Origin of the sequence: Saccharopolyspora hattusasensis (assembly GCF_050972075.1) — a bacterium.
Lineage (GTDB): Bacteria > Actinomycetota > Actinomycetes > Mycobacteriales > Pseudonocardiaceae > Saccharopolyspora > Saccharopolyspora hattusasensis.
The window spans coordinates 7,932,421-7,956,007 of sequence record NZ_JBPCDC010000001.1 but is presented as its reverse complement, the minus strand read 5'-3'; the positions used below and the strand labels follow the sequence as shown (position 1 = coordinate 7,956,007).

Annotated in this window: 25 protein-coding genes and 1 pseudogene; 15 read left to right on the top strand and 11 right to left on the bottom strand. The window is 65.6% G+C overall.

Annotated features, from left to right (window positions below):
* Positions 1-194: 194 nt before the first annotated feature.
* The 7 genes from ACRXBZ_RS37610 to ACRXBZ_RS37580 form a co-directional block, all read right to left on the bottom strand.
* Positions 195-1,397: a mandelate racemase/muconate lactonizing enzyme family protein gene (locus ACRXBZ_RS37610; protein WP_433883137.1), complete on the bottom strand. Its 1,203-nt coding sequence runs from the start codon at positions 1,395-1,397 to the stop codon at positions 195-197.
* Positions 1,398-1,489: 92 nt separating this feature from the next.
* On the bottom strand, positions 1,490-2,215 hold the full coding sequence (locus ACRXBZ_RS37605; protein ID WP_433883136.1) for an NAD(P)-dependent oxidoreductase: 726 nt from the start codon (positions 2,213-2,215) through the stop codon (positions 1,490-1,492).
* A 322-nt stretch (positions 2,216-2,537) separates the two neighbouring features.
* The gene (locus ACRXBZ_RS37600) at positions 2,538-3,902 is read right to left on the bottom strand and encodes an MFS transporter (RefSeq protein WP_433883135.1); all 1,365 of its coding nucleotides are present in this window, start codon (positions 3,900-3,902) and stop codon (positions 2,538-2,540) included.
* 164 nt (positions 3,903-4,066) lie between these two features.
* A complete protein-coding gene (locus tag ACRXBZ_RS37595) occupies positions 4,067-5,170 on the bottom strand; it encodes a zinc-dependent alcohol dehydrogenase (protein ID WP_433883134.1) in 1,104 nt (367 codons plus the stop codon).
* Positions 5,167-6,135, bottom strand: a complete 969-nt coding sequence (locus ACRXBZ_RS37590) for a zinc-dependent alcohol dehydrogenase (RefSeq protein WP_433883133.1) — start codon at positions 6,133-6,135, stop codon at positions 5,167-5,169. The genes ACRXBZ_RS37595 and ACRXBZ_RS37590 overlap by 4 nt, the downstream gene beginning before the upstream one ends.
* The gene (locus ACRXBZ_RS37585; RefSeq protein ID WP_433883132.1) at positions 6,135-7,157 is read right to left on the bottom strand and encodes a C-terminal binding protein; all 1,023 of its coding nucleotides are present in this window, start codon (positions 7,155-7,157) and stop codon (positions 6,135-6,137) included. The genes ACRXBZ_RS37590 and ACRXBZ_RS37585 overlap by 1 nt, the downstream gene beginning before the upstream one ends.
* Positions 7,154-8,257 (bottom strand): mandelate racemase/muconate lactonizing enzyme family protein, encoded by a 1,104-nt coding sequence (locus tag ACRXBZ_RS37580; RefSeq protein ID WP_433883131.1) that lies wholly within the window; start codon positions 8,255-8,257, stop codon positions 7,154-7,156. Before ACRXBZ_RS37580 ends, ACRXBZ_RS37585 begins: the two co-directional genes overlap by 4 nt.
* Positions 8,258-8,440: 183 nt before the next feature.
* Between ACRXBZ_RS37580 and ACRXBZ_RS37575 the strand changes: the two genes are divergently transcribed.
* Positions 8,441-9,445, top strand: a complete 1,005-nt coding sequence (locus ACRXBZ_RS37575) for a LacI family DNA-binding transcriptional regulator (RefSeq protein ID WP_433883130.1) — start codon at positions 8,441-8,443, stop codon at positions 9,443-9,445.
* A 103-nt stretch (positions 9,446-9,548) separates the two neighbouring features.
* Here the strand turns inward: ACRXBZ_RS37575 and ACRXBZ_RS37570 are convergent, their stop codons facing one another.
* Positions 9,549-10,331: an SDR family NAD(P)-dependent oxidoreductase gene (locus ACRXBZ_RS37570; protein ID WP_433883129.1), complete on the bottom strand. Its 783-nt coding sequence runs from the start codon at positions 10,329-10,331 to the stop codon at positions 9,549-9,551.
* A 112-nt stretch (positions 10,332-10,443) separates the two neighbouring features.
* On the bottom strand, positions 10,444-11,271 hold the full coding sequence (locus tag ACRXBZ_RS37565) for a class I SAM-dependent methyltransferase (RefSeq protein WP_433883128.1): 828 nt from the start codon (positions 11,269-11,271) through the stop codon (positions 10,444-10,446).
* A 109-nt stretch (positions 11,272-11,380) separates the two neighbouring features.
* On the opposite strand from ACRXBZ_RS37565, the gene ACRXBZ_RS37560 reads away from it, so the two are divergent.
* The 3 genes and pseudogenes from ACRXBZ_RS37560 to ACRXBZ_RS37550 all read left to right on the top strand — a co-directional run bounded on the left by ACRXBZ_RS37560 (position 11,381) and on the right by ACRXBZ_RS37550 (position 14,589).
* On the top strand, positions 11,381-11,995 hold the full coding sequence (locus ACRXBZ_RS37560; RefSeq protein WP_433883127.1) for an FCD domain-containing protein: 615 nt from the start codon (positions 11,381-11,383) through the stop codon (positions 11,993-11,995).
* Between the two features lie 31 nt (positions 11,996-12,026).
* Positions 12,027-12,178 (top strand): annotated as a pseudogene (locus tag ACRXBZ_RS37555) (dihydrolipoyl dehydrogenase); the annotation flags it as partial.
* Positions 12,179-12,264: 86 nt separating this feature from the next.
* Positions 12,265-14,589, top strand: a complete 2,325-nt coding sequence (locus ACRXBZ_RS37550) for an ATP-binding protein (protein WP_433883126.1) — start codon at positions 12,265-12,267, stop codon at positions 14,587-14,589.
* Between the two features lie 401 nt (positions 14,590-14,990).
* On the opposite strand, the gene ACRXBZ_RS37545 is transcribed toward ACRXBZ_RS37550, so the two are convergent.
* Both ACRXBZ_RS37545 and ACRXBZ_RS37540 read right to left on the bottom strand, forming a co-directional pair.
* Positions 14,991-15,677 (bottom strand): DUF1989 domain-containing protein, encoded by a 687-nt coding sequence (locus ACRXBZ_RS37545; RefSeq protein WP_433883125.1) that lies wholly within the window; start codon positions 15,675-15,677, stop codon positions 14,991-14,993.
* 23 nt (positions 15,678-15,700) lie between these two features.
* Positions 15,701-15,925, bottom strand: coding sequence for an MFS transporter (locus tag ACRXBZ_RS37540; protein WP_433883124.1), 225 nt, complete (start codon positions 15,923-15,925; stop codon positions 15,701-15,703).
* A 90-nt stretch (positions 15,926-16,015) separates the two neighbouring features.
* Between ACRXBZ_RS37540 and ACRXBZ_RS37535 the strand changes: the two genes are divergently transcribed.
* The 11 genes from ACRXBZ_RS37535 to ACRXBZ_RS37485 all read left to right on the top strand — a co-directional run bounded on the left by ACRXBZ_RS37535 (position 16,016) and on the right by ACRXBZ_RS37485 (position 23,317).
* Positions 16,016-16,444 carry a hypothetical protein gene (locus ACRXBZ_RS37535; RefSeq protein WP_433883123.1) on the top strand — a complete coding sequence of 143 codons (429 nt, stop codon included), beginning with the start codon at positions 16,016-16,018 and terminating at the stop codon, positions 16,442-16,444.
* Complete coding sequence (locus ACRXBZ_RS37530) at positions 16,341-16,553, top strand: M20/M25/M40 family metallo-hydrolase (RefSeq protein ID WP_433884091.1); 213 nt, start codon at positions 16,341-16,343, stop codon at positions 16,551-16,553. The genes ACRXBZ_RS37535 and ACRXBZ_RS37530 overlap by 104 nt, the downstream gene beginning before the upstream one ends.
* 254 nt (positions 16,554-16,807) lie before the next feature.
* The gene (locus ACRXBZ_RS37525; RefSeq protein ID WP_433883122.1) at positions 16,808-17,782 is read left to right on the top strand and encodes a DUF6895 family protein; all 975 of its coding nucleotides are present in this window, start codon (positions 16,808-16,810) and stop codon (positions 17,780-17,782) included.
* Positions 17,779-18,966 carry a cytochrome P450 gene (locus tag ACRXBZ_RS37520; RefSeq protein WP_433883121.1) on the top strand — a complete coding sequence of 396 codons (1,188 nt, stop codon included), beginning with the start codon at positions 17,779-17,781 and terminating at the stop codon, positions 18,964-18,966. The genes ACRXBZ_RS37525 and ACRXBZ_RS37520 overlap by 4 nt, the downstream gene beginning before the upstream one ends.
* Before the next feature lie 477 nt (positions 18,967-19,443).
* Positions 19,444-19,629 carry a helix-turn-helix transcriptional regulator gene (locus ACRXBZ_RS37515; RefSeq protein ID WP_433883120.1) on the top strand — a complete coding sequence of 62 codons (186 nt, stop codon included), beginning with the start codon at positions 19,444-19,446 and terminating at the stop codon, positions 19,627-19,629.
* Between the two features lie 130 nt (positions 19,630-19,759).
* Complete coding sequence (locus ACRXBZ_RS37510; RefSeq protein ID WP_433883119.1) at positions 19,760-20,131, top strand: hypothetical protein; 372 nt, start codon at positions 19,760-19,762, stop codon at positions 20,129-20,131.
* Positions 20,132-20,145: 14 nt separating this feature from the next.
* A complete protein-coding gene (locus ACRXBZ_RS37505) occupies positions 20,146-20,940 on the top strand; it encodes a DUF3558 domain-containing protein (RefSeq protein ID WP_433883118.1) in 795 nt (264 codons plus the stop codon).
* A gap of 376 nt (positions 20,941-21,316) precedes the next feature.
* Complete coding sequence (locus tag ACRXBZ_RS37500; protein WP_433883117.1) at positions 21,317-21,574, top strand: hypothetical protein; 258 nt, start codon at positions 21,317-21,319, stop codon at positions 21,572-21,574.
* 46 nt (positions 21,575-21,620) lie between these two features.
* A complete protein-coding gene (locus tag ACRXBZ_RS37495) occupies positions 21,621-21,944 on the top strand; it encodes a transposase (protein ID WP_433878664.1) in 324 nt (107 codons plus the stop codon).
* Positions 21,944-22,867, top strand: coding sequence for an IS3 family transposase (locus ACRXBZ_RS37490; protein ID WP_433881664.1), 924 nt, complete (start codon positions 21,944-21,946; stop codon positions 22,865-22,867). The genes ACRXBZ_RS37495 and ACRXBZ_RS37490 overlap by 1 nt, the downstream gene beginning before the upstream one ends.
* A gap of 168 nt (positions 22,868-23,035) precedes the next feature.
* The gene (locus ACRXBZ_RS37485) at positions 23,036-23,317 is read left to right on the top strand and encodes a hypothetical protein (protein WP_433883116.1); all 282 of its coding nucleotides are present in this window, start codon (positions 23,036-23,038) and stop codon (positions 23,315-23,317) included.
* The last annotated feature ends 270 nt before the right edge of the window (positions 23,318-23,587 follow it).

Here is a 23,587-nt window from a genome sequence, read left to right as displayed (position 1 = left end):
GCGACCGCTTGCGGCGCTGCGGGTACCGCCATGGAAAGACCCGAGCCAGTACAGCTCTCGCTGCTCTAGCTCGGGTCAACGCCAGCGGCGCAAGTCGCTGACTCGATGAACGTTTTTACACGTTTCCCGAACGGTGTGCTGTCACCGCTCGTGGTCGCCACGCTCGGCGCGTCCCTGGCACACCAGCCCATCGGTCAACGCTTTGTGAGTTGCCGTTCAACTCCGACGCTGTCGATGTCTTCGCGGAGTTCTACCCCGTGCCCTGGTCCCTCTGGTGCGGACAGGATTCCATTGACCACCTGCGGAACGCCAGTCACCAGTTGCGGGTACCAGGTGCGGAGGTAGGCGCGGGAGACCTCTTGGATGAACCCGTTCATTTCGCTCATCACCAGGTGCGTGGACGCAGCCAGTGAGACTGGGCCCGTGCAGTCGTGGGGTGCGAGCGGCACGGCGAACGCGTCAGCCAAGGCGGCGATTTTTCGGGCTTCCCCGATTCCACCTGTCCATTGGATGTCGACCGTTGCATAGTCGACAATGCCGGCGGCGAGCAACGGCTGGAATCCTCGCCGGCCGACGGACGTTTCGCCGATTGCAATCGGCATGTCCACCGACTGCCGGAGACGTACCAACGCATCGATCGCGTCCGGTCGCAGCGGGTCCTCGACCCACAGTGGCTGAAACTCCGCGATCCCCTTCAGAATCCGTGTCGCGGCGGGCCGGCGCCATAGACCATGCATCTCGACCATGATGTCGATCTTGTCGCCAACCGCCTCGCGAATGTCCGACAGGACCTTGATGCCTGCCTTCAGTTCGTCGCTGCTGATGTCGTTCCCGTTACAGGCTTCTGCGGCCTGGTCGAAAGGCCATATTTTCATTCCGGTAAAGCCCTCGGCGACCAGGTCTTTTGCCAATTGGCCCGGCCGGTGCAGGAACGCGTCGAGGTCCTCCAGGTCGTTTGGCTTTGTTGCGTCAGCCGGCAGGCCCCAGTTTTTTGAGGACATCTCGGTCAGTGTGGTCATGTATTGCGTGCCGCCACATGTGTTGTAGCAACGAATGCTGTCGCGGACCGGGCCGCCAAAAAGCTCAGCGAGAGGTCGTCCCGTGGACTTTCCGAGAATGTCCCACAGCGCCAGGTCGACAGCCGCGTTACCTCGGGTCTCGGCGCCGGATCCTTGGTACCCGACGTATGGCCTCAGCGCCATCATGACATGCTCAGGATTGGCGCTATCCATGGAGAATAGTATTGGCGCCGCGCTTTCGTGGATATAGGCTTCAACGGCTTTCGGGCCGAAGAACGCCTCGCCCAATCCCGTCAATCCTTCGTCCGTTCGGAGCCGGACGAAGACCAGGTTCGACTGGATCTGCGGCCGGATCGTCTCAACTTCTATGATCTTCACTTGTCGCCCACTCCTCGCTGTTGGCATCAAACGCTTGTCGCTCTGCCTGTACGATCGACTTCTGCTTGCCGGTGTGTTTCTCGGGGAGCCAGCTAGTATCCCGCGGTGGTGTCAACCACGCCGACGAGTTGGTCGCCATTGTTGAGCGCGTTGATATTGTGCGTCACCCGCTCCGCGAGAAGTGGTGCGACCAGTTCTGCGGGATCTGCCGAGTGCGGTGTGATGATGCAACGGTCGCAGGTCCACAGCGGGCTTTCGTCCGGCAGGGGCTCGGGCTCGACCACGTCGAGGCCGGCGGCTGCGATCTCACCGCACTCGAGCGCTTTCACCAGGTCCGGAGTGTGGACGAGCGCGCCCCGCCCGACGTTGACGAAGATCGCGGAGTCTCGCATGGCACGGAACTCTTCGGCGGCGAACATGTGGTGCGTCTCCTCGGTGAGGGCCGCGGCGACAACGACTACGTCGGCGTGCGGGAGCACGTCGCGGAGTTCCTTGGGGGTAACGGTCGCCACGGCACCCTTCATCGGAATCGGCTTGCGGCGTACCGATACAACGCGCACGGAGAAGGGGGCGAGCAGCTGGGTTAGCGCCAATGCAATGCCGCCGGCACCCACGATGACGACAGTTGCGCCGTAGAGCGAACGGCCCTTCGGCTGCCTCCACGTGGCGGCACGTACACGTTCCGGTAGGTACCGCAGTAACGCGAGCACCAGCATCAGCGCGTGTTCAGCCACCGGTTGCGCGAAGCTGCCTTTCGCGCTCGTGAACACGACATCCTTGCCTCCGAAGTCGCGAAGGACATCGTGGTAGGCGTCCACCCCGGCAACCGGCAGCTGCACCCATCGGAGGTTCGGGTAACGGTTGAGGGTGTCCCGCAGCCGTTGCGGCGACCCGTCCATCCAGATCAAGCCTGCCGCGGAGGAGATGTCTTCGGTGAAGTCGGTGGCACGCCCTAGCGCAGCGCTTCTTTCGCTAGGCACCACGGTCACCGGACCTGCCGGAGGTCGCGCATGTTCGGGCGGGAAGTACTCAGGCTGCCCCATCACTGCCTCCAAGCCTTTCTGGTGGGAGTTCGAAGCCGCCCAATCTGGTAACCCGATACCGCGGTCCATTCAGATGCTCCAATTGATGCTGTGCGTTTCATGGAATTTCAACCTTCGCTGCGGGTTCCGGAGCCGAGTTGGCCGTGCCCGGTAGTTTCTTCGGGCGATTCGTATCCGGGCTGAGGGAAAACGCCAACGCGCCCACTCCGCACACGAAGATCGCGATCGCGGCGACCGGCCAATAGCTCCCGGTCACGCCAACAAGCGCGACGGCGATGAGCGGGAATGGGCCACCAAACAGCGAGGAGGCGATCTCCCGGCTTGCCGAGAAGCCGGCAAATCGGCCGCGCATGGTGAATAGCTCGCTGAAGTAGGCACCTTGGGGCGCGATGAGCGCGGCATTTCCGACCGAGAGCCCGATGATCAGGGCGATGATGATCACCGCGTTGACACGCGTGTTCAACAGTATGAAGAACGGAAAGGCAAATGCGGCTCCTGATGCGGCGCCGAACAGGAGGATCGGCTTCCGGCCGTATCGGTCTGAAAGCCAGCCAAACAGCGGCACTGTGGCGGCCGTCGCGACACATCCAATACCGACACCGAGCGGCCCGATACTGGCACTAAGATTCAGCGTGCCCGCAATGTAGGTCGTCGCAAAGGTCAGATAGACATACGAGTTGATCTGCTGAGCAACCTGACCACCGATTACGGTGAGAGCGGCCTTCTTTTCGTGCTTCAGGATATGCCGGAAAGGTGTCTTTGACACGACCCCGGTCTCCTTGGCTTCCCGGTAGATCGCGCTGTCCTCAATCTTGTTTCTGACAATGACAGCAACAACGATGGCGACGGCACTCAGGAGGAACGGGATCCGCCATCCCCACGACAGAAACTGGTCCGGGCTGAGGAGATTGACGAACAACGCGAAAAGTCCGGATGCGAGCGCGATGCCGATGAAGACCCCCGATGCGGGCCACGCACCCTGGAAGCCGCGGCGTTCTCGCGGTGCCGACTCCATCGACAGGATTGATGCGCCGCTGAACTCGCCCCCTGCCGCAGCGCCTTGAACGATCCGAAAGAGAACCAGCAGTATGGGCGCGAGGATTCCGACGCTCGAATAGGAGGGCGTGAGGCCGATTCCGATCGTCGAGAGACCCATGACGAAGATGGTGATAGTCAAGACTCGTTTTCGGCCCAGTTTGTCGCCGAGGACGCCGAAGAAGATGCCGCCGAACGGGCGAGCGAAGTAGCCGGTTGCAAATGTCGCGAATGCGAGGAGCGTTCCGACGAACGGATCATGCGACGGGAACATGATCTTGCTAAAAACCAGCGGCGCCGCGGTCGCGTACAGAAAATAGTCATAGTACTCGACGACAGATCCGATAAGCGCCGCAAGAGCCACTCTCGCTGGCGAGCTGCCCTTACTGCTCGAAGCTGATTTCGTGGGACTGTTCACTTGGCTCATCTTTGAGCTCCACAGGTAGGTCATCGCGTTGTATCGAGACGCGAACGTTGATGATACTTCGGATTAACGATCTCGTTGAGCGAGCATCCTTTTCAAGTTTCGATGAAGATTCAGCCTGGGCTCTTTCTCATGCACCATCAGGGCTCCGGCCGGATATTCAGGAGCTACGTCGGTGGGGCCACTGGTGTCACCGCCTTACTCGGGGTCGTGTTGTCGGTGGGGTCGAGCATGGCCTTGACCACGGCGCGAGTGCGGGTCGCGGCGAAGGCCTGCTCCCACTCGGTCAGGGCGAACACGCTCGCCAGCGGGCGAGGGTCGAATGCGCCGCGGGCCAGCAGCGCCAGCGCGGCGTCCCAGCTGGACCACGACGACGACAGGGAGAACGCGATGTCGGCGGCCCGGTTCATCGCCAGCCCCCACGGGACGCTTATCGGCTCGGGGCCGGGGACCCCGAGCACACACATCCGGCCCTGGCGGCGCAGCGCACCGATGCCCTCAGCGATGGCCTCGGCCGCCCCGCTGGTCTCCACCACCAGGTCCATTCCGCGCCCATCGGTGCGGGCGTAGGCGGTGTCGGGAACGTCGCAGCGGCTGGAGTCCCAGACCTCAACACCGAGATCGGCGGCCAGCGCGAGTCGGCCGGCCGAGGACGGGCGGCCGACAAGCACGACCTGGCCCGCGCCGACCGCGGTGGCGGTGAGCGCGGCCAGGATGCCGATCGGGCCCGGCCCGAGCACCAGCACGGTCCCGCCGGGGGGCACCGGGGTGCGCTCGAACGCGGTAATCACGATCGACAGCGGCTCGACCAGCCCAGCGGCGACGTCGTCGACGGTCTCGGGCACCCGGTGCAGCAGGTCCGCCGGGACCGTGACCTGCTCGGCGAACCCGCCGTCGATGCCCCAGCCCGGGGACCGTTTTTCCGAGCACAGGTGCGCCAGGCCACGCCGGCACAGGTGGCACCGCCCGCACGCCAGCGAATGAGGCTCGCACACCACCCGCTGGCCCACCGTCCAACCGGCGACTCCGTCACCGAGTTCGCGGATCGTCCCGGTGAATTCGTGCCCCAGTGTGACCGGCGGCCAACTGGCGAACTCGTCGGCCACGATGTGCAGGTCGGTGCCGCAAATCCCGGCTAGCCGCACGTCCAGCACCACCCAGCCGGGCCGCGGCCGCGGCGTGGGCACCCGCTCGAGGACCAGAGCGTGGACGCCCCTCGCAGGCTTGCGCAGCGCTCTCATCGTCTGCGCGGTCTTCGGGCCGGCGCTCATGACATGCCCTGCACAAGGACCTTCACCCCGACACCGCGCCGCAGCTCGGCTAACGCCCCCGGCGCCTGGTCGAGGGTGACCGTGCGGGTCAGGAATGGTTCGGGATCGAACCGGCCGGAGACGACCAGCTCGGTGGCCACCGCGATGTCCTGACGGGAATACACCCGGGTTCCCACCACGGACAGCTCAGCGAAGGTGACCGCCTGCAGGTCGAGTGCGGGTGGGTTGCCGTAAACCCCCACGACGACCACGGTCCCGCCGGGCACGGCCACGTCGGTGACCGCAGCGGCCACGGCGGGGTGCGCGGCGGCGTCAAACACCACCTCGGCGCGCAGCCCGACCGCGTCCGCGACCGTCTGAATACCCAGCGAGGCGGCGAACTCGCGGCGGGTGGGGACCGGCTCGGCGAGCACGACCTGCCCGGCGCCGGCGTTGCGCGCGCACAGCGCGACCGCGACGCCGATCGGGCCGCCACCGATAACCACCACGTCCTGGCCCAGCTGCAGCCCGGAGCGACGCACGGCGCGCACCGCGACCGCGAGCGGCTCGGCGAAGGCGAGGTGCCGCAGATCGACCGGAGAGGTGACCGGGATCAGCCGGTCGGCGTCGACCGCGACCAGGCGGGTCGCCCCGCCGGGGACATCGATCCCCACCAGCCGCAGCCGCTCACAGGTCTGCGAGCGCCCGGCCCGGCAGGCACGGCACGCCCCACAGGCGATCAGCGGATCGACCACCACCGCGGTGCCGGCCGCCAGCCCGGCAACAGGCTCCGCCACGGTGCCGGCGATCTCGTGGCCGATCACCAGCCCGGGCTTGGCTCGGGGATGCTCGCCGGCGCAGATGTGCAGGTCGGTCCCGCACAGCCCGGTATAGCCGACCTCGACGAGCGCCTGGCCTGGGCCGGGCGTGGGTTCGGGAACGTCGGCGATGGCGACCTCGCTGCCGCCAGCCCAGGTCAGTGCCATCATCGGGGCACCTCCGTCGGACTCGCCTCGGTCACGCCGCCGACCACGGGGCTATTCACTGGGCAGCGCGGTGACCGGCCGGCCAGCACCCGTACCGCCTCACGGGCAACCTCCGACTTGAGCCGCACGAACGACTCCTCGGAGTACCAGGCGGCATGCGGGGACAGCACCACCCGCTCGTGCCGGGCCAACGCGTCGCGGACGGCCACGTCGATGGGTTCGCTGTCGAGCACGTCCAGTGCGGCCCCGGCGATCTGGCCGGCATCAAGCGCGGCCAGCAGCGCCGGTGTGTCGACCAGGCCGCCGCGGGCGGTGTTCACCAGCACCGCGGAGTCCCGCATGGACGCCAGCGCCCGGGCGTCTATAAGCCGCGCGGAGCGGGAGTCCAGGGTGGCGTGCAGCGAAATCACATCGCTGGACGCGAGCAACTCGTCCAGGCCGACCCGGGTGATCGGCGTACCGGCCAGGGACCGGTCCTGCATGGCCTCGAAGCCGAGCACCCGCATCCCGAACGCGGCGGCGCGGGCGGCTACGGCCTGGCCGATCGTGCCGCATCCGACGACGCCGAAGGTGCGGGTGTCCAGCCGATGCAGCGGCCGGGCGACCTGGTAATCCCAGACGCCGGCGCGGACCGAGCGGTCGTAGCCGGCGACGCCGCGCAGCAGCGCCATGGCCAGGGCCATCGTGTGGTCGGCGACCTCCGTGGTGCCGTAGTCGGGCACGTTCGCCACCCACACCCCACGGCTGGTGGCGGCGTCCACGTCGACGGTCTCCACGCCGACGCCGTAGCGGACCACGAGGCGTACGTCGGGCAGAGCGTCGAGCACCTCGGCGGTGATCGGGGCGTACTGGTTGACCAGGACTTGGGCCCCGCCACATTGTGCGATCACGTCCTCGGCGGTGCGGCACTGCGCGCGGCGCAGCCCGATTCCGGCGGGGTCGAGCACGCTGTGCTCTGGGTCGAGGTTGGGGTGGTCGGAGTCGGTGACCACCACTGGCGCGCTGAGGTTCTGGTCGGTCATGCCTGGCTCCCGCCAATCCGGTGCGGACGCAGCGCGTCGAAGTCGAGGGTCAGCCCGTGTCCGGGCCGATCCGGCGCAACAGCCACCCCGTCGACGACCTCCAGCGGCTCGGCCAGGTAGCTGTCGAGTCCGAACCCGTGGGCCTCCATGTAGCTGCGGTTCGGCGTGGCGGCCATCAAATGCACGGTCAGGTCATGCGCGCCGTGCGAGGTCAGCGGCAGGTTGTGCGCTTCCGCCAGCGCCGCGACCTTGCGGAACACCGTCACCCCGCCGATGTTGCACACGTCCGGTTCCGGGAAGCTCACCGCCCCCGCGTCGATCAGCTGCGCGAACTCGTAGAGCGTGTGCAGGTTCTCCCCGTTGGCCACCGCCAGCCCGCCGTCGCGCAACACCCGGGCGTTGCCGGCCACGTCGTCGGGAATGGTCGGCTCCTCCAGCCAGACCAGGTCGAATTCCGCTAGCGCGCGGGCGACCTTGATCGCCTGGTCCACGGTCCAGCCCATGTTGGCGTCGACCATTAGCGGGAATTCGTCGCCGAGGTGCTCGCGCATCCGCGCCACCCGCTCGACGTCCTCACGCCAGTGCGGCCGACCAACCTTCATCTTGATAGCGCGAAACCCGGCCTTGCAGAACCGATCGGCCTGCGCGAGCAGCTCCTCGACCGGGAACTCCAGGTCGATGCCCCCGGCATACACGGGTACCCGCGGGTCGTAGCCGCCCAGGTACCGCCACAGCGGCTGCTTTGCCCGCCGGGCCCGCAGGTCCCACAGCGCGATGTCCACCGCGGAAATCGCGGAGGTAGCGTGCCCGCCGCGGCCCGCGTAGTGCAGCGCCCACCACATCCGCTGCCAGATCTGCTCGGTACGGTCTACGTCCGCGCCACGCACCAGCGGCGCCAGATAACGGTCCACCAGCACCGCGAACGCCTCGGCACCCGAGTTGACCGCGTAGGTGTAACCCACCCCGGACGCTCCGTCGGAGTCCTCGACCCGCACCGTCACCAGCTCGAAATGGGTCATCTCCCCGTGCTTGGCATCGGTCAGCACCACCGGCAGCGGCACCCGGTAGAAGTCTGTCCGGATCGCAGTCACCTTCGCCATGCGCCACTCCCGTTTAGAAAATCGGTTTTCTGACGCAGACAGTGCCTCCTTCCCGACGTCGAGTCAACCCCTCATATCGAAAAATTCCCACCGGAAACCGGTTTCCTGCTAGGGTGACCGCAGACGACATCCGGGGGGGTTCTTTTGCCGGCACAAGATGGAGCCAGCGGACGCGACCAGCGAGTGCGGCTGATCGACGTCGCGACCGCCTCCGGAGTGACCAAGTCGGTGGCCTCGCGGGTACTCAACAATGACCCCACCCTCAACGTGCGCCCCGAGACCCATCAGCGAGTCTGGGACACCGCCGCCAAGCTCGGCTACCGCCCTCACGCCGGAGCCCGGGCCCTGGCCGGCGCCGAGGCCCGCGCACTGGCCCTGCTCATCCCCGACCTGACCAACCCCGTCTACTCGCGAATCATCCGCGGCGCCTACCGGCAGGCTCGCCGGCACGGATATGTCGTCCTGCTCGCCGAGGACACCACCGACGATCAGGCCGGCAAGTCGTTCACCGAACTGGTCGAGACCGGCCGCGTCGACGGGTTGCTCATCGCCTCCGCCCGCCCTCACCACCCGCTGATCGGATCCCTGGCGCGGGTTCCGCACGTTTTCGTCAACCGCGAAGTTCCCGGATCTGGTCGTAACGTGGGCATGGACCTCGCCGCGGCCAGTGCCACCGCGGTACGCCACCTACACCAGCTCGGCCACCACGCCATTGGCATGGTCAGCGGGCCTGTCGACCTCGAGCCGGCCCGGGCCCGCTACGCGGGATTCGTCGATCAGACGCGCGCACTTGGTCTCGACCCCGGTCTGGTCGAGCGGGGCGAATTCAGTGAGTCGGGCGGCGCCGACGCCGCCGCCCGGCTACTTAAGGCGCACCCCGGTATCACCGCGCTCTACACCAGCACCCTCAGCCAGGCCGTTGGCGCCATGCACGCGGTGCGCACCTCCGGACGGCGGATGCCCGAGGACCTGTCGATCATCGCCTACGATGACTTACCCCTCGCTGACTACCTCGCGCCCCCACTGACCACCATCGGCATGCCCCTGCAAGCCCTCGGCGCCGCCGCCGTCGACGCCGTCCTCGACCAACTCGCCGGCCGGCCAACCGCCGACCGCACCATCGACACCCAGCCCGTCGTTATCGAACGCGCCTCGACCATGGCCCACGCCGGGATGGACGGCGCATAACCTGGATCGCACAGCCGGGCCGGTTGGAAGGCGACCAGCCCGGCCAGCAGATCCTGCTGGCCGGGCTGCCAAAGAGAAACCCCGCGACGACCTTGCCGCCTGCTCAGACCTGCATGAGTACGCCGGAATCAATTACCCATTCCGCACCTGTAACTTGGCTTGCCAATGGAGAGACAAGGTAGGCAATCACGCGAGCGACGTCCTCGGGTTCGCTTACCCGTTTCGTCAGTTGCGGACGAACCGAAGTGGCCATGTAGTCGACAATGCCAGCAAATTCGATACCGCGGAGTTTTGCCACTTTCTCCCCGAAACCGCCGGGGCTCTCATAGATAGCCGTCCTGGTCAATCCAGGAGTGACCACGTTTGATCTGACTCCTTTGCCGGTGAACTCGGCGGCCAAGGTTTTTGACAGGGACAACAGTGCCAGCTTGGCAGCCGCGTAGTCGGGATTCAGCATTGTCCCCAAATGCGCAGAAGAGCTGGAGACATTGACGATCGCGCTGTTACCAGATGTGAGGAGTGCCGGTAGTGCGGCTCTGCTCATGCGCCGCGCGGCATGGAAGTTCAAGTCGAACATGTCTAGCCACTGTTCCTCGGTGATGTCGAGGAAGCCGCTTCGGAGGTCCAACCCACCGGCGTTGTTGACCAGTCCATCGAGGCGGCCGTGGCGTTCCAGTACTGTTTCGACGATGCGATCACTTGCTTGCGGGTCGGTCACATCGGCGATGACGTGATCGATCTGTCGATCCGGGTCGCTCGGCCCCGGGTTGCGGCTCACGCCAACAACCGTGGCTCCCTCCACCGCGAGCAGTTCGGCAGTTGCCCGTCCGATGCCGGCAGATGCCCCAGTCACGAGTATTACTCGATCCTTCAGTTCAAGGTCCATTTGCCTACTCTCAAGATGAGACGAGACAGGAACGTGGGTGGATGGTTCCGCGAGGACCGGATTCGGCACAGTGTCTGCGCGGTGTCCACGAGCGCGGAGACCAGCACCCCGCTCACCCAGAGGATCGCTGGCTGGGCAAACCTGCCACGGGAGGTTTCTGGCCCCAGGCTGCGATGCTCGCGATGCACAGGTCATCGAACGAGGGGCTCTCGATCTGGTCGGCAAAAGCCGCGAGCTCGGTTGCGGTGATCCCGAAGTCTGTATCCAGGTCGGCCGCGATGTGTTCGGCAGTCAGCCGCCACGCACGGCCCATCGGAGTGGCTCCAACACCGTGACTCGAGGCGTGGACACCAGTGTGGACCAGCCCGTTCGCGCGCAACTGAGACGGGAACGCTCGCGACCATTCGTAGTCGCTTCCCATTCGCTTGGTGGCGATCGACAGCACGGCCTTGCTGACCCTGCGGTACAACTCATTCGGCGATGAATCGAACGGGAACGGCCCGGTGTCCTCCAGCAGGAGCCAGCCACCTGGGGCCAGCCAGCGGACGGCCTTGGCGAGCACGGCGTCACGCTCTTCGAGGTGCTCGAACACAAACCTGGAGTGAATCAGATTGAAGCTGCCCTCGGGGAAATCATCGACAGACGCATCGTGCTCGATAATTTGCAAATTCGGGGGACACCCTTCGTCTGAAATCAGACTGGTGTCGAGATCCGTGGCAACGACACGGCCGCTAGGGCATTGGGTTGCCAGCCAGCCGGCAATCGTACCGACGCCCGCACCGATCTCCAAACAATTCCAGTCGGGCTGGATACCGAGCCTCTCGAGCCGGTGAATGGTGTCAGGGTCGAACGCGGCCGCCAATGCAGTCAACCGTTCCGCCTCCGCGGCATGGCCGTGCGCAAAAAGAAGATGCCCGTAAGGAATAGTGTCCGTGATCATATCAGGATCTTTCTGTGATTGGAGCAACTAAGAAGGAGTCGCCTTTCGGACTCCCGAGAATCCCGCCGTACCCACCTTCGCCGACAATCAGCCAGTTGCCGCAGGAAGTTTGGTCCAGCGTATTCTCATATGTTTACGCAGAACTCGCCTCGACGCCTACGCCGCCACCCAGCGGCAAAGATCGATTTCCCACTTCCGAATAGCGCCCCCATTAGCATTAGGTGACTCGCCGACCGATAGGGTTGAAATCTTAAACTTGCCTGGTACTTCGGCAGTACACCACAGCGGGGCGAACGAGGGAAAAAGGCAGAATGGTTGCCCGTTCGACTCGATCCATCGCCGTCCGCGAGATCACCGCGCACGGCCTCGTCGAGGCTTCACGGCCCTGCGTGACCTCGCCGATCGGGCTCGGAAAGCCGTTCTCGCCGACGATTTGATCGGCTACCTCGGCATCGACCGACAGCTCCACCTGGCCCTGCTGGCGCAACTCGGCAACCCTCGGCTGGTGGATATCGTCGGCCAACTCCGCGACCAGACACGGCTCTACGGTCTCGACCGTTTGGTCGGCACACAGGTATCGGTGGCATCCATCCGGGAACCCGACGAACTCCTCGACGCCGTCGAAACGGGCCGGACCGAAGACGCGGTCGAAGTCATGATGCGACACTCAGAGCATGCGCGTGGGCTCTGGGCAGGCCGGGCCGAGTCCAAGTCCGACGGCTGAAACAACGCCGTCACACCTCGGCAGGGTTCGTTTGCGGCTCGTGCGCGCCGCCGACGGCCCGGTCCTTGGACCGCACCTGGTCGGCGAGCGCGTCGGCGAAGCCCAGCTAATCTACAATTCGTGCACGCCCGCCCCCACCAGCCCGAAGCCCTCGGCGAGGCCCACCTCGCCCTGGCAAACCGCTGCACGCGCACGGCTGACCAGCCCGTAGATCACCTGCGTACTTGCGGCCGGTTTCTCACGAGCCGCCGAGCTAGCCTGGAACAGCTATGACCGACGTGTCCGCGCCGCGCTTGCAGGGAAAATGGCCGACGGAGCTCACCAGCTTCGTCGGCCGGCGCAAAGAGCTGAGCCAGGTCAGGCAGGCGCTGTCCTCCTCCCGGCTGGTCAGCCTGACCGGCGTGGGCGGCGTGGGCAAGACCAGGCTGGCCTCGCGCGCCGCGTGGAACATGCGGCGAGCCTTCCCCGACGGTGTCTGGCTGGTCGAACTCGCGGGCCTGGAAGACGAGGGGCTCGTTCCACAAGCGATCGTGTCCGCACTGGGCATTCACGATCAGTCCACACGCTGGACCGCCGAGACAGTAGCCGATCATGTCGCGGACCGGCGTCTGCTGCTGGTGCTCGATAACTGCGAACATGTGCTTCACACCTGCGCGCTCACCGTGGCGGCCCTGCTCGAACGGTGTCCTGAACTGCGGATCCTGGTCACCAGCCGTCAGGCGCTCGGCATCGCCGGCGAGTCCATCCTGCCGGTCTCCGCCCTGCAATGCCCGGATGCCGACAGCGATGTTAGGCCCAGTGCGTTGGCCGGTTACGAAGCTATCGCGCTGTTTTCGGATCGTGCGAAAGCGGTCGTGCCGGACTTCGTCCTCGATGACCGCAACGGACATGTCGCCTCCGGCATCTGCCGACGACTGGACGGCATTCCCCTGGCAATCGAACTGGCGGCGGTGAGCCTGAAAGTGCTGTCCCCCGAGCAGGTCCTGCGACGGCTGGACGACCGGTTCAGCCTGCTCACTACCGGCAACAGGGCCGCGCTGCCGCGACATCAGACACTGCGCGCCCTGATCGAATGGAGTTGCGATCTGTGCTCCGGCAACGAGAAGGAGCTGTGGGCACGTACCTCTGTCTTCGCCGACAGCTTCGATCTCGACGGTGCCGAGGCGGTCTGCGCGGACGAAAACCTGACCCAAGCCGAGGTTCTAGACGCACTGGCAGGACTGGTGGACAAGTCGATCCTCTTCCGCGATGACCGTGGCGGCCAGGCCCGGTACCGGCTGCTGGAGACGATCCGGCAGTATGGCCGCGACATGCTGCGACATTCCGGCCAGGAGACGCCGGTTCGCCAACGGCACCGGGACTGGTGCCTGAACCTGGCCGAGCAGATGCAGCAGCACTGGTTCGGTCCCGATCAAGCCCGTTGGTTTGCACGCCTGCGAACCGAACACGCCAACATTCGCACCGCACTCGAATTCTGCCTGAACGAGCCGACAGGTACCGTCGCCGGAACGCGCATCGCCGACGCCCTCCACGACTACTGGCGCGTGAGCGGACTCACCAGTGAAGGCCGCCGCTGGTGCGACCGAATCCTTCAGCATGGCAACCAGAAAGACGGCTACCGGCTGCGTTTGCTCATTAGTGCCAGCTACCTCGCCCTTCTGCAAAGCGATGTTCCCGCAGCATCCACTCTCATCAGCGAGGCCCGCACGCTCACTGCCGATCACGACGCGGATACGGCCGCACTGCTCCGGGTTACCGAAGCCCTCAGGGCGGCACTGCAAGGCGATTTCTCAAATTCGATTAAGCTCTGTGAAGAAGTGATCCCCCGGCTGCGGTTTTTTGGGAACCTGCCCTGGTTTTCCACCGACCTAGTCGTCCTCGGCACCAGCGCCTCGCTGCACGGCGACTCAGAACGCGTCACCGCCGCATATGAGGAACTTCTCGCGCTCTCACGCAAATACGGCGAAAGCTGGCGCTGCTCCTACGCCCTCTGGGGCCTCGGCGTCGAAGCCTGGCGGCAAGGCCAGCCACAACAAGCCGCCACACTCGCCCGCGAAAGCCTCGACCTCCTGCAGGAATTCAACGACCACCACTGCACCGGACTGTGCGCCGAAACGCTCGCATGGGTAGCCACAAGCGAAAACCGCCACGACGACGCCGCCCAGCTGTTCGGCACCGCCGAAACCATCCGCCGCGAAGCCGGCGCACCACTGCTGACCTTCTTCAGCCACTACCACGACGAATGCGAACAACGGACCCGCCACGCTCTCGGCGACGACCAGTACCGTCACCGCTACGCCCAAGGCGCGGACGTCAGCCTCGAACAAGCCATCGCCTACGCCCGCGGCAAACCGCCACGCACCGAGCCCGCTCCCCGGCAAGAGGCGCGCGCACGCCTTAGCCGACGCGAGCGGGAAATCGCCGAACTCGTGCGCCAAGGCATGAGCAACAAGCAAATCGCCAGCAATCTGGTCATCTCCCAGCGCACCGCCGAAGCCCACGTCGAGAACATTCTCGTCAAACTCGGCTTCACCTCACGCTCCCAAATCGCAGCCTGGGCCACCGAGCACGACAACACTTCGCACGCCAGCTAAGGCCGTTTCGAAAGTGGTTTGCGTAGCGGTGTGGGTAGCGGAACCTCAGAGGCCTTCTCGCGCATGTTCCCCGACATCATGAATGCCAATTCACCGCGTCGGGGCTGTCCTCGCCGAGAGCCCTTCGGCGGGTACAGCCCCTGAGAACCCGCGGCTGTACCCGTTGAGTCCCACACCGCAAGCGGCTGCCGCCGCTTATAAAACAAGCTAGTACCGAGGGGCGGAATTGACCTCATGGTCACCCTGCCGCGGTAGCCCCCTCGGTGACCAGAGCAGGCACTCGAGTGTTCGCCGAGACGTGCCGGGGCCTCCGTCGGCGCGCCTGCCCGCAGCGAGCGCAGCAGGCAAGCCGCGTCGGTGGGTTCTCGGGCAGCTCTCCGTCCGGGAGCTGTGCTTCGATCTCACCGAACAATGTGGCGTAGCCGTCGATCACCGTACGGGGCACTTGTTCGTAGCCCGGCCATGCGGTGTCGGAGATGACCAGTGTGTTGTCGTTTTTCTGTGTTGCTGCCAGCGCGATCGAAGAACTCCAGGAAGTCGCCACGCTGTGCTGGGCTTGCCTTCATGAAGTAGCGGTCCTCGTACGCCCACATCCGCTCACGCGGGTTGTGCCGGTGCCACACGTTGAGGTCGCCGACCCGCGGGCCGTCGACGGCAACGATCCGGCAGACAGCGTCGGCCGGTACTTCCCAGGCCCGCCCGGAGCGCGGCGGAATGATGAACGACTCGACCTGGATCCGCTGATCCGGTGAGGCGTTGCCGATGCGCCCGTAGAGGTCCCGGTCGGCAGCGAACGTGGTGTTCGCACCGGGCTGGTATGTGGCAGGGTAGGTGACCGTGGTGCCCAGGCCCACGGCGGTGGCCCGGATTGCGGTGGGAAAGAGCTCGTTGGGATAGATCCATTGCAGGATCGTCGGACCGCCGATGGCGAGCGCGTAGAGCACGAACAGCGTCACGATCATCGGGGTCGGAGCGGTGGGCATCAGGCCGAGGAGCAGCAGCGCGACGGTGGCCACAGCGAACGGCCAGATCAGCAATGTTCGCCGGTTGAGCCGGTTGAGCCGGTTGGCCACCAGTGTTGCGATCATGCAGCCGACCGCGAAGAACACGCCTATGGCGGTGCTTTGCGCAACGCGACCTTGGCTTCCTCGGTGCGCCCCTTGGACAGCAGCCAGCGGAGCGACCCGGGTGTGCCGAAGCGGGCCACCATCAGCACGGCTGCGGGGATCGCGGGAGACAGCAGCATCCACCGCCAGGCGTCCGGGCCGAGCTGGAGAAGCGCCTCGCCGACCAGGTACGCGATCGTGTTGCCTGCCGCCCACATGGTCGTCAGCAAGCCGAAGCGGTGCAGGACCGTGAGCGTTTTTCGGTGCTACGGCGCCCAAAATCACTCACGGCCAGGTGGCGACCTTCGCCGCGGCGGCGCGTGGGGTCGGTAGCGGAAAGTCCGGCCGCCGACATCCTGGCCCTGCTGGACCGGTACGTCGCCAGCGTCCGAGTCCCTGTTGCGGGCGGGAACAACGTGAGCACCCTCCCGCAACAGGTCAACGTCGTGCCGGCAGCGGCAACCCTGACAGTCGACCTGCGCGCCCCGGAGGAGGCGGTGCTCGCGAAGGCCGAAAGCGCAATCCGCCATCTCGCCGAAGACGTCGCCCTGACCTACGGCTGCGAGCTGACCACCTGCGAGCGAATGTCCCGAACCGCGCCCGCGACCTTCGATCCGGCCGTGGTGGACCGGGTGGCTCGGCCGGATCGAGGTTCACGGCCTGCCAGGGCGCAGGCTCTGGTCCGGCGCCGGGCACGACGCGCAGCAACTCGCCACGATCTGCCCGACCGCGATGGTGTTCGTCCGTAGCCAACGTGACGGTGTCTCGCACTCCCCTGACGAGTGGTCACTGCCCGAGGACTGCACCCTCGGCGCACAGCTCATGGCCGAGGTGGCAATCGGCCTGCTCAACGACTGACCGGAAGCCACACGATCACCCAGTGCCTTCCGGACACGGCATCACCCACGATCGGTGGTCACCCGGGGTGGGCGCAATTTCTCGCGAAATTGCACCCACCCCGGGTGACGGATGCTGCGATGCGGACTCCTGCCGCCAGCGGAATCGTTCTCGGGGAGGAGGTTGGCTCGTTCTCCAGACCGATGTTCCGGCAGCGGTGCACGGCTAGCGTGGTTGCTGGGATTGTCGTTGGTGGCGGGTTGGGAGGCTGTCGGATGCGGGACGCGGTCGTGGTGCGGCATGCGCCCATCGCCCAGGATTTCGACGAGTCCGCGGTCCTCGACGGAGCGTTGGACTGGCTCGGCGTGCATCTGGTGTGGTTCGAACCGGACACCTGGGACGCGTATTTCCCGCCCCGCGCGTTTCCCGGCACCACGATCCTGGAACTGCTGTTGCTGTGCCGGTCGTTGCGTCGAGGGCCGCAGGCCGCGCACCACGACGAGTTCGTCGAGGCGGCACTGGACATCGCGGATCGGGTCGTGCACCACGAGGAGTTCCGCACCGATCTGTCCGAAGTGGACATCCAGTTTCCGTACCGGCTCTGGCTACTCGGCCTGATGCATCGGCTGGGCCGAAGCCCGCGGGAGCCGCTCGCCGCGGCGCAAAAGCTGGTCGATGCCCTGTACGGCGATCCCGGCAGCGACATCGGTTCGGCGCGCGGTCGTCTCGAAGTGGGTTACGCCCTGGAGCTGTGCGAACTCCGCCATGCCATGCCGGAACGGGCCGAGCTCTACGGCGCGTGCGGCGTGGCCGATCTCGATCCGGCGTCCGCCACCGAGGAAGACGCCTACGAATTCACCCACATCCTGTTCTACGCCACCGACATGGCCGCGCGGAGCTTGCCCTTCCGTGACGCCGCCGAGCGGGACAAGCTGGCCGCGGCGGTGCACAGCATGCTGGCCGGTTTCCTGGCCGCGGAGCACTTCGACCTGACGGCCGAGTTGTTGCTGTGCGCGGAGATCGTGGGCATCTCCGGCGCCCCGGCGGTCCTGGAAGGCTGGCGCGGGCTGGCGGCCGCGCAGTTGGATGGCGGCGCGATTCCCGGGCCACCGTTTCGGCCCGAGGTGCTGGCGCAGCGGACCGAGGACCGGGCTGTCACCTACGTCTTCCGCACCTGCTACCATCCCACGCTGGTCACCGCGCTGGCGGCGGTGGAACGCCAGCGGCGTCGTCGCGGAGCCGGAAGGTGACCGCGATCGAGCCGGAACCGGTGGCCCTGCCGATCCGGCGGCGGCACGTATTCAACCCGCCGGAGGAGTTGGGGTCGCTGCGCGAGCGGGCGCCGATCAGCCCGCTGCGCTTTCCGGACGGCACCACCGGCTGGTTGATCACCGGCTATTCGGTGGTGCGCGAGGTGCTCACGGACAACCGCTTCAGCGCGCGGCACGAGCTGCGCAAGCTTCCGCCGGGGCAGCCTCGGCCGGAACCGGCGGCACCGGGGTTCTTCGTCCGCATGGACGCACCTCGGCACACCCGGTACCGCAAGCTGCTGATCGGGCAGTTCACCCAGCGCAGGATGATCCAGCTGACCCCGAGGATCGAGGCGATCACCGAGGAATGCCTGGACGCGCTGGAAAATCGGCCGCGTCCGGTGGACCTGGTCCAGCACTTCGCGCTGCCCGTTCCCTCCCTCGTGATCAGCGAGCTGCTTGGCGTGCCCTACGCCGACCGCGAGGTCTTCCAGCGCAACACCGCCACCATGGTGGATCTGGCGTCCGGCCAGGAGCGCGTGGCCGCAGCGTCGGCGGAGATCAGCCGCTTCCTCGCCGACCTGGTCCAGCGGAAGCGCCGCTGCCCCGCCGACGACCTGCTCAGCGGCTTGATCGGCGCCGGCGACCTCACCGACGCCGAACTGACCTCCATCGCGTTCCTGCTGCTCGTCGCCGGGCACGAGACCACCGCGAACATGCTCTCGCTCGGGGTGTTCGCCCTGCTCTGCCATCCGGCGCAACTGGCCGCCCTGAAGGCGGGTCCGGAACGGGCCGACGGCGCGGTCGAGGAGCTGCTGCGCTACCTGACGATCATGCAGTTCGGCATGCTTCGGGTGGTCAGGGAGGATATCGACCTGCACGGCTACCGGATCGCCGCCGGTGAGGCGGTGATGCTCTCGCTGCCCGCAGCCAACCGCGACCCGGCCCAGTTCCCGGCCCCGGACGCCCTGGACATCACCCGCAACCAGCCCGGGCAGCTGTCCTTCGGCCACGGCGCGCACTTCTGCCTCGGCCACCAGCTGGCCCGGATCGAGCTGCGCATTGCTTACACCGCACTGCTCCGGCGCTTTCCCGAGCTGCGACTTGCTGTGCCGCCCAAGGAAGTGCCACGCCGGGAGGCCATGTCCATCTACGGCCTGCACCGCCTTCCAGTCACCTGGTGACGCTGCCACGGGATCGTGAGCTCGATGATGGCTCTCATGAATAGGGACGGTATCGGGTTCCTCGCATAGGACATCGATCGCAGGGTCTTTGCGTCCCCAACGGAAAGTGAAGCCACCGAGGTAAAGCCAGGCGCAAGGACGTTTTACCGTTGATCACCAACCACAGCTCGGGCAGCGGTGGGGTATGCCGTGAATCTGAACGTGGACGTCCATAGCGTCGACCGCTATTTGCCCCATGTCGGCAAGCACCCGGCCGCACTTCGGCCCGCCGAGAGGGCAGACCAGCCACCTACGCCCCTCGACTAGGGCCGTTGGGTACCTCTCAGTTGGCCGGTGCGCGCTGGCGCGCTCGATCGGTGCTGCCATCGCCAACCATCCTTAAATCGGACAATCGTGCTAGACGTGAGTATAACCCGTGATCGTGGCAAACGTGTTAGATGGCAAGCGGCCACCTGAACGGGTGCATACCTTCGAACCGTGGCAAGCGAGGCAGACCGGTACCTGACAACCGGCCAGGTGGCTAAGCGGCTGGGCATCACGCCGAGCACGCTGGCCCGGTACGTGCGTGAGGGTCTGCTACAGCCGTCGCTGACGCTGCCGACAGGTCACCACCGCTGGTTGTGGGATGACGTAGCACGCCAAATGCAGCAACAGCGCGATTGAACGCATTCCCCCTCGGCGTTCAATAAACGCCTATTTGTGGCCTTAGGTCTCGATACGGTCGCTCACGGTGCGGTGAAAACGGAGGGGAGAGACGCTTACGCCATGACAGGACCAATCGGGTTCGAATCTAATGGCAGGTCAACTCGGCGGCTTACAGCAGCAGGCACAAGGGCTACGCGCGGCGGTGGACGCTGGCCAGTTGGTGATGGACCCCGAGGCGGCCGAGCGGGTTGCGAAGGTCTACGACGAGAAGGCAGACAACTTGGCCTTTCTGGTCGCGGATACAGATGATCTCATCGCGCATGGTGCCTACGGCGACTGCTACATCGGCCGTCAGCTGGAAGAGAAATTCCGGTTGAAGGTCGAGCATCCAGAAACCGGACTCATCGCGATGGCGCGGAAGATGCAGGAGATCCTCAAGGGCATGGCGCAGGCTTACCGTGACTCTGCCCGCGACATGCAGAACACCGACGAAGAGCACGCCCGCAACCTCCGCAAGTAGGGGATTCTGATCTGATGAGGACCATGCGTAGGACACGATCCGCCGTTGCCTTCGGCCTGTTCGCGGCAGGTGGGCTCCTTCTTGCTGGATGTGGTGGCGCAGGAGGCAGCTCCGAAGCAACTTCGACGGGCGAGGCCCCGAAGTCTTCTGCACTGGCGAGCTTCGACCCGTGCGCGGTCCTAACGCCCGAAGAGTTGCGTTCGTTCGGTGTTGATCCGGACGTGAAGAAGGACGCGGACAAGGGCTTGGGGGAGGTGGGCTGCAAGTTCATGGGACACCCGTTCGTGCCGGGGCTCACCAAGTCCGAGAAGGACGATCTTGCGGCTTGGGAGCAGCGCCGAAGCAACTTCGACAAGCTTGAGCCGAACACGGTCACGGGTCGCAAGGGTCTCGTAGGTATCACGAACGGATCGACGGACAAGGGTGTCTGTCGCCAGATCCTCGAAGCTGGCGGCGGGTCGGTGACAGTGCAGGTCACCTACACCGACCCGGAAACCGGAAAGACCAACGATCCGTGTGCTGACGCGACGAAGGTTGCGGAAGCGGTCGCGCCGAAGATCCCACAGTTACTCGACACTGACAGAGGCCCCGGACCATCATGGTCCGGGGCCTCTGTCTGTGTGGTGACCTGCGGAAACCTACCCCGGGTTGCGTGTAAAACCGGTAACCGTGTACGCGAAATCGGCGTTCCCCCTTCAGGCGAGGTGTCGATTTCGCACGAAATCGCCGGGGCTCCCCGCACCAGCGCTACGCGGCGGGAAGCATCAGCCCTCGTTATCGGCTCTTCGAAGTTAATCGGGGTTGAGTGATCATCGGTGACGTTGTGTCATGGGCGGGTGATCACGGTGCGTGTTTCGCGGGGCTGGTGTCGGCCAGCCCCTCTTTGTCAGGATGAGCTGAGGGTGGCCGGATTGTGGTGGTTCCGACCCCAAAGCCTACGGGTTCCGCAACCCCGTCAACCAACGCCGCCGACTGCGCTACGCGACCACCTGCTCCACCCGACGACCACCACGAACAGTCACCAGAACTTTCGATAAGCTGATCGGAGGGCGGAGGGCGGAGGGCGGGAGTCGCGCGTCGGCAGAGGGAGTCCCCGAGCGTCCGTCTCTCCCCTTTGACTCTTGGTGGTTCCGGCAGTGCACAATACCTGGCGGTAGCACGCACGAGCCCGGAAACGAGGTCATCATGCCAACGCCCGGATTTCCGCCGAGCACGCTGGATGCCGGGGGAGGCCCCATCTGGATCAGCGAGTTGGCCAGCGACGACCCGAACCACGCCGTGCACGTGGTCCGCGACCTCGAACCTGCCGACGCGTTGGAAGCGCTAGGCGCCAAGCCCCGGTTGTTCCGGCCGTGCGAGCTGCCCCGAAGCAAGCCAGACAAGTGGACCTCCCTGCCGGCCGCGGCCCTCGGCATCGAACCGGGTGAGGTTCCCCCGGGGTAGTGGACACCACGTTGGCAGGATTGGTTCCTGCTGGAAGGATGTCCTCATGCCACCTCGTAAGCGTCGGTCGTTCACGGCCGAGTACAAGGTCGAGGCTGCGCATCGTGTGATCGATTCCGGCCGCACGATCGCTGAAGTGGCTCGTGAGTTGGGTCTCAACGACGGGTTGCTGAGTAACTGGGTCAAGGATGAGCGGCGCAGGATCGCCGCGGCCGAGGCTCACGGCGAAAAGCCTTTGGAGGCTGCGGAACGCGCCGAGTTGCTACGGTTGCGTAGACAGGTCGCCGAGCTGGAGAAGGACAACGCGTTCCTGGTAAAAGCCTCGGCGTACTTTGCCGCGATGCAGAAGAAACCGAACGGTTCGATCTGATGGTGAAGTACGCCGGCCCCGACACGCTCGCCGAGACCGGCACCGACACCGACGGCAGTGAAGACGCCGCCGGGCCGTTCTCGGTGCGTCGTATGGCGCGACTTCTGGACGTGTCCGCGTCGGGCTACTACGCGTATGTCAAACGCGCGGCGGCGCGGAGGTTGACACCACGCAAGCAGCGCCGGGCTGACCTCGAAGTGAAAATCACCGAAGTACACAAAGAATCCGGCGGCACCTATGGGTCACCCCGCATCACCGCCGAACTGCGTGCGCGGGGCGAGGTGGTCAGCGAGAAGACCGTCGCCAAGATCATGGCCGGCATCGGGATCGAGGGCATCAGCCCGCGCACGTTCAAGGTGAAAACCACCGTGGCCGACCCGAAGGCGTCGTTCCCGCCGGACCTCGTCGATCGGGAATTCGACCAGGGCCGCGTGGACGCGGTGTGGCTGACCGATATCACCTACCTGTCCTGCGGTGAGAGTGAGATGTATCTGTGCGCGGTCCGGGACGGGCATTCCCGGAAGGTGCTCGGCTACACCATCTCCGAGCACATCGGCTCGGAGATGGTCACCGAGGCCATCGACGCCGCCGTCGCTACCCGGGGCGGCCGGTGCCGTGGCACGATCCTGCATTCCGATCGTGGCGGTGAGTACACCGGTCATCTAACGGTGAAAGCGTGTTTCCGGCACGGGCTGCGCCGGTCGATGGGCGCGACTGGGGTCTGCTGGGACAACAGCCCTGCGGAATCGTTCTGGTCCACGTTCAAACACGAGCACTACTACCGGCATACCTACGCCACACAGACGGAACTCGTTGTCGCAGTTGACAATTGGGTTCGCTTCTACAATGCTGTCCGGAGGCACTCCGCGATCGGGATGCTCAGTCCCGAGGACTACGAGAGCTCACTCCGAGCAACTGCCTGAATCCCCGTAAACCCCCTGTCCACCGCTCGGGGGGAACCTCAGGGCACCTGTGCGACGCTGCTGGCAGGACGCATCGGTGCGTGGACATTCGTCTACGACGCCGCAGGGTTCACATCCCACGATGACACGATGTCACTGTCTGCCAACGGTCGCGTAGCGGCCACAAGCATGTTCTCCATCAACGCAGACGCGAGCCTCACCTACACCGTTGACGGGCAGCAGCTTGCGTGGGTCAACGTCGATGACCTCAATCTTGAGGCGGATCTGCCCGGTTTGCCGCCTGAGCTGCGTGTAGCGTTCGACGCAGCCGGCACCGTTGAACACGACTATCTCGATCCTGGCGAACCCGACTACGATATCTGTATGCGCGCTGTCTGCGCTCTCGCTGGCCTGTACTGCACTGTCGAAGACTTGCGTCGAATCCCGCTTCTGGCCACACCGTTCGGCTGACCCCGGTGGTCGGGTCGCCGAACTGCGATCAGGCAGTTGTGGGGAGCCAGGGTTGGCCCCCGGCAAGCGTGACGACAACTTCGAAAAAGTGCTTGCCGTGTTTTGCCGCAGTGGAAAGTCGGTGCGGGCGCAGTGCACCCAGTGCAGCGTGCCGGCCACCCGCAGCCAAGTCTCGTCAAAGCCCGCTACCCGTTCCTCTCCGGTGCCTCTCCGCGTCTGGGAGCGTCCTCCCGTCGCGGAGAGGTGACCTGACCGTATTTGTGCGTACCG

Coding starts and splice junctions, on each gene's coding strand:
- ACRXBZ_RS37600 (WP_433883135.1), bottom strand. CDS start 3,902: ATGAGCCAAGTGAACAGTCCCACGAAATCAGCTTCGAGCAGTAAGGGC.
- ACRXBZ_RS37595 (WP_433883134.1), bottom strand. CDS start 5,170: ATGAGCGCCGGCCCGAAGACCGCGCAGACGATGAGAGCGCTGCGCAAG.
- ACRXBZ_RS37590 (WP_433883133.1), bottom strand. CDS start 6,135: ATGGCACTGACCTGGGCTGGCGGCAGCGAGGTCGCCATCGCCGACGTT.
- ACRXBZ_RS37585 (WP_433883132.1), bottom strand. CDS start 7,157: ATGACCGACCAGAACCTCAGCGCGCCAGTGGTGGTCACCGACTCCGAC.
- ACRXBZ_RS37580 (WP_433883131.1), bottom strand. CDS start 8,257: ATGGCGAAGGTGACTGCGATCCGGACAGACTTCTACCGGGTGCCGCTG.
- ACRXBZ_RS37570 (WP_433883129.1), bottom strand. CDS start 10,331: ATGGACCTTGAACTGAAGGATCGAGTAATACTCGTGACTGGGGCATCT.
- ACRXBZ_RS37565 (WP_433883128.1), bottom strand. CDS start 11,271: ATGATCACGGACACTATTCCTTACGGGCATCTTCTTTTTGCGCACGGC.
- ACRXBZ_RS37550 (WP_433883126.1), top strand. CDS start 12,265: ATGACCGACGTGTCCGCGCCGCGCTTGCAGGGAAAATGGCCGACGGAG.
- ACRXBZ_RS37545 (WP_433883125.1), bottom strand. CDS start 15,677: ATGATCGCAACACTGGTGGCCAACCGGCTCAACCGGCTCAACCGGCGA.
- ACRXBZ_RS37525 (WP_433883122.1), top strand. CDS start 16,808: ATGCGGGACGCGGTCGTGGTGCGGCATGCGCCCATCGCCCAGGATTTC.
- ACRXBZ_RS37510 (WP_433883119.1), top strand. CDS start 19,760: ATGGCAGGTCAACTCGGCGGCTTACAGCAGCAGGCACAAGGGCTACGC.
- ACRXBZ_RS37505 (WP_433883118.1), top strand. CDS start 20,146: ATGAGGACCATGCGTAGGACACGATCCGCCGTTGCCTTCGGCCTGTTC.
- ACRXBZ_RS37500 (WP_433883117.1), top strand. CDS start 21,317: ATGCCAACGCCCGGATTTCCGCCGAGCACGCTGGATGCCGGGGGAGGC.
- ACRXBZ_RS37495 (WP_433878664.1), top strand. CDS start 21,621: ATGCCACCTCGTAAGCGTCGGTCGTTCACGGCCGAGTACAAGGTCGAG.
- ACRXBZ_RS37490 (WP_433881664.1), top strand. CDS start 21,944: ATGGTGAAGTACGCCGGCCCCGACACGCTCGCCGAGACCGGCACCGAC.
- ACRXBZ_RS37485 (WP_433883116.1), top strand. CDS start 23,036: ATGTTCTCCATCAACGCAGACGCGAGCCTCACCTACACCGTTGACGGG.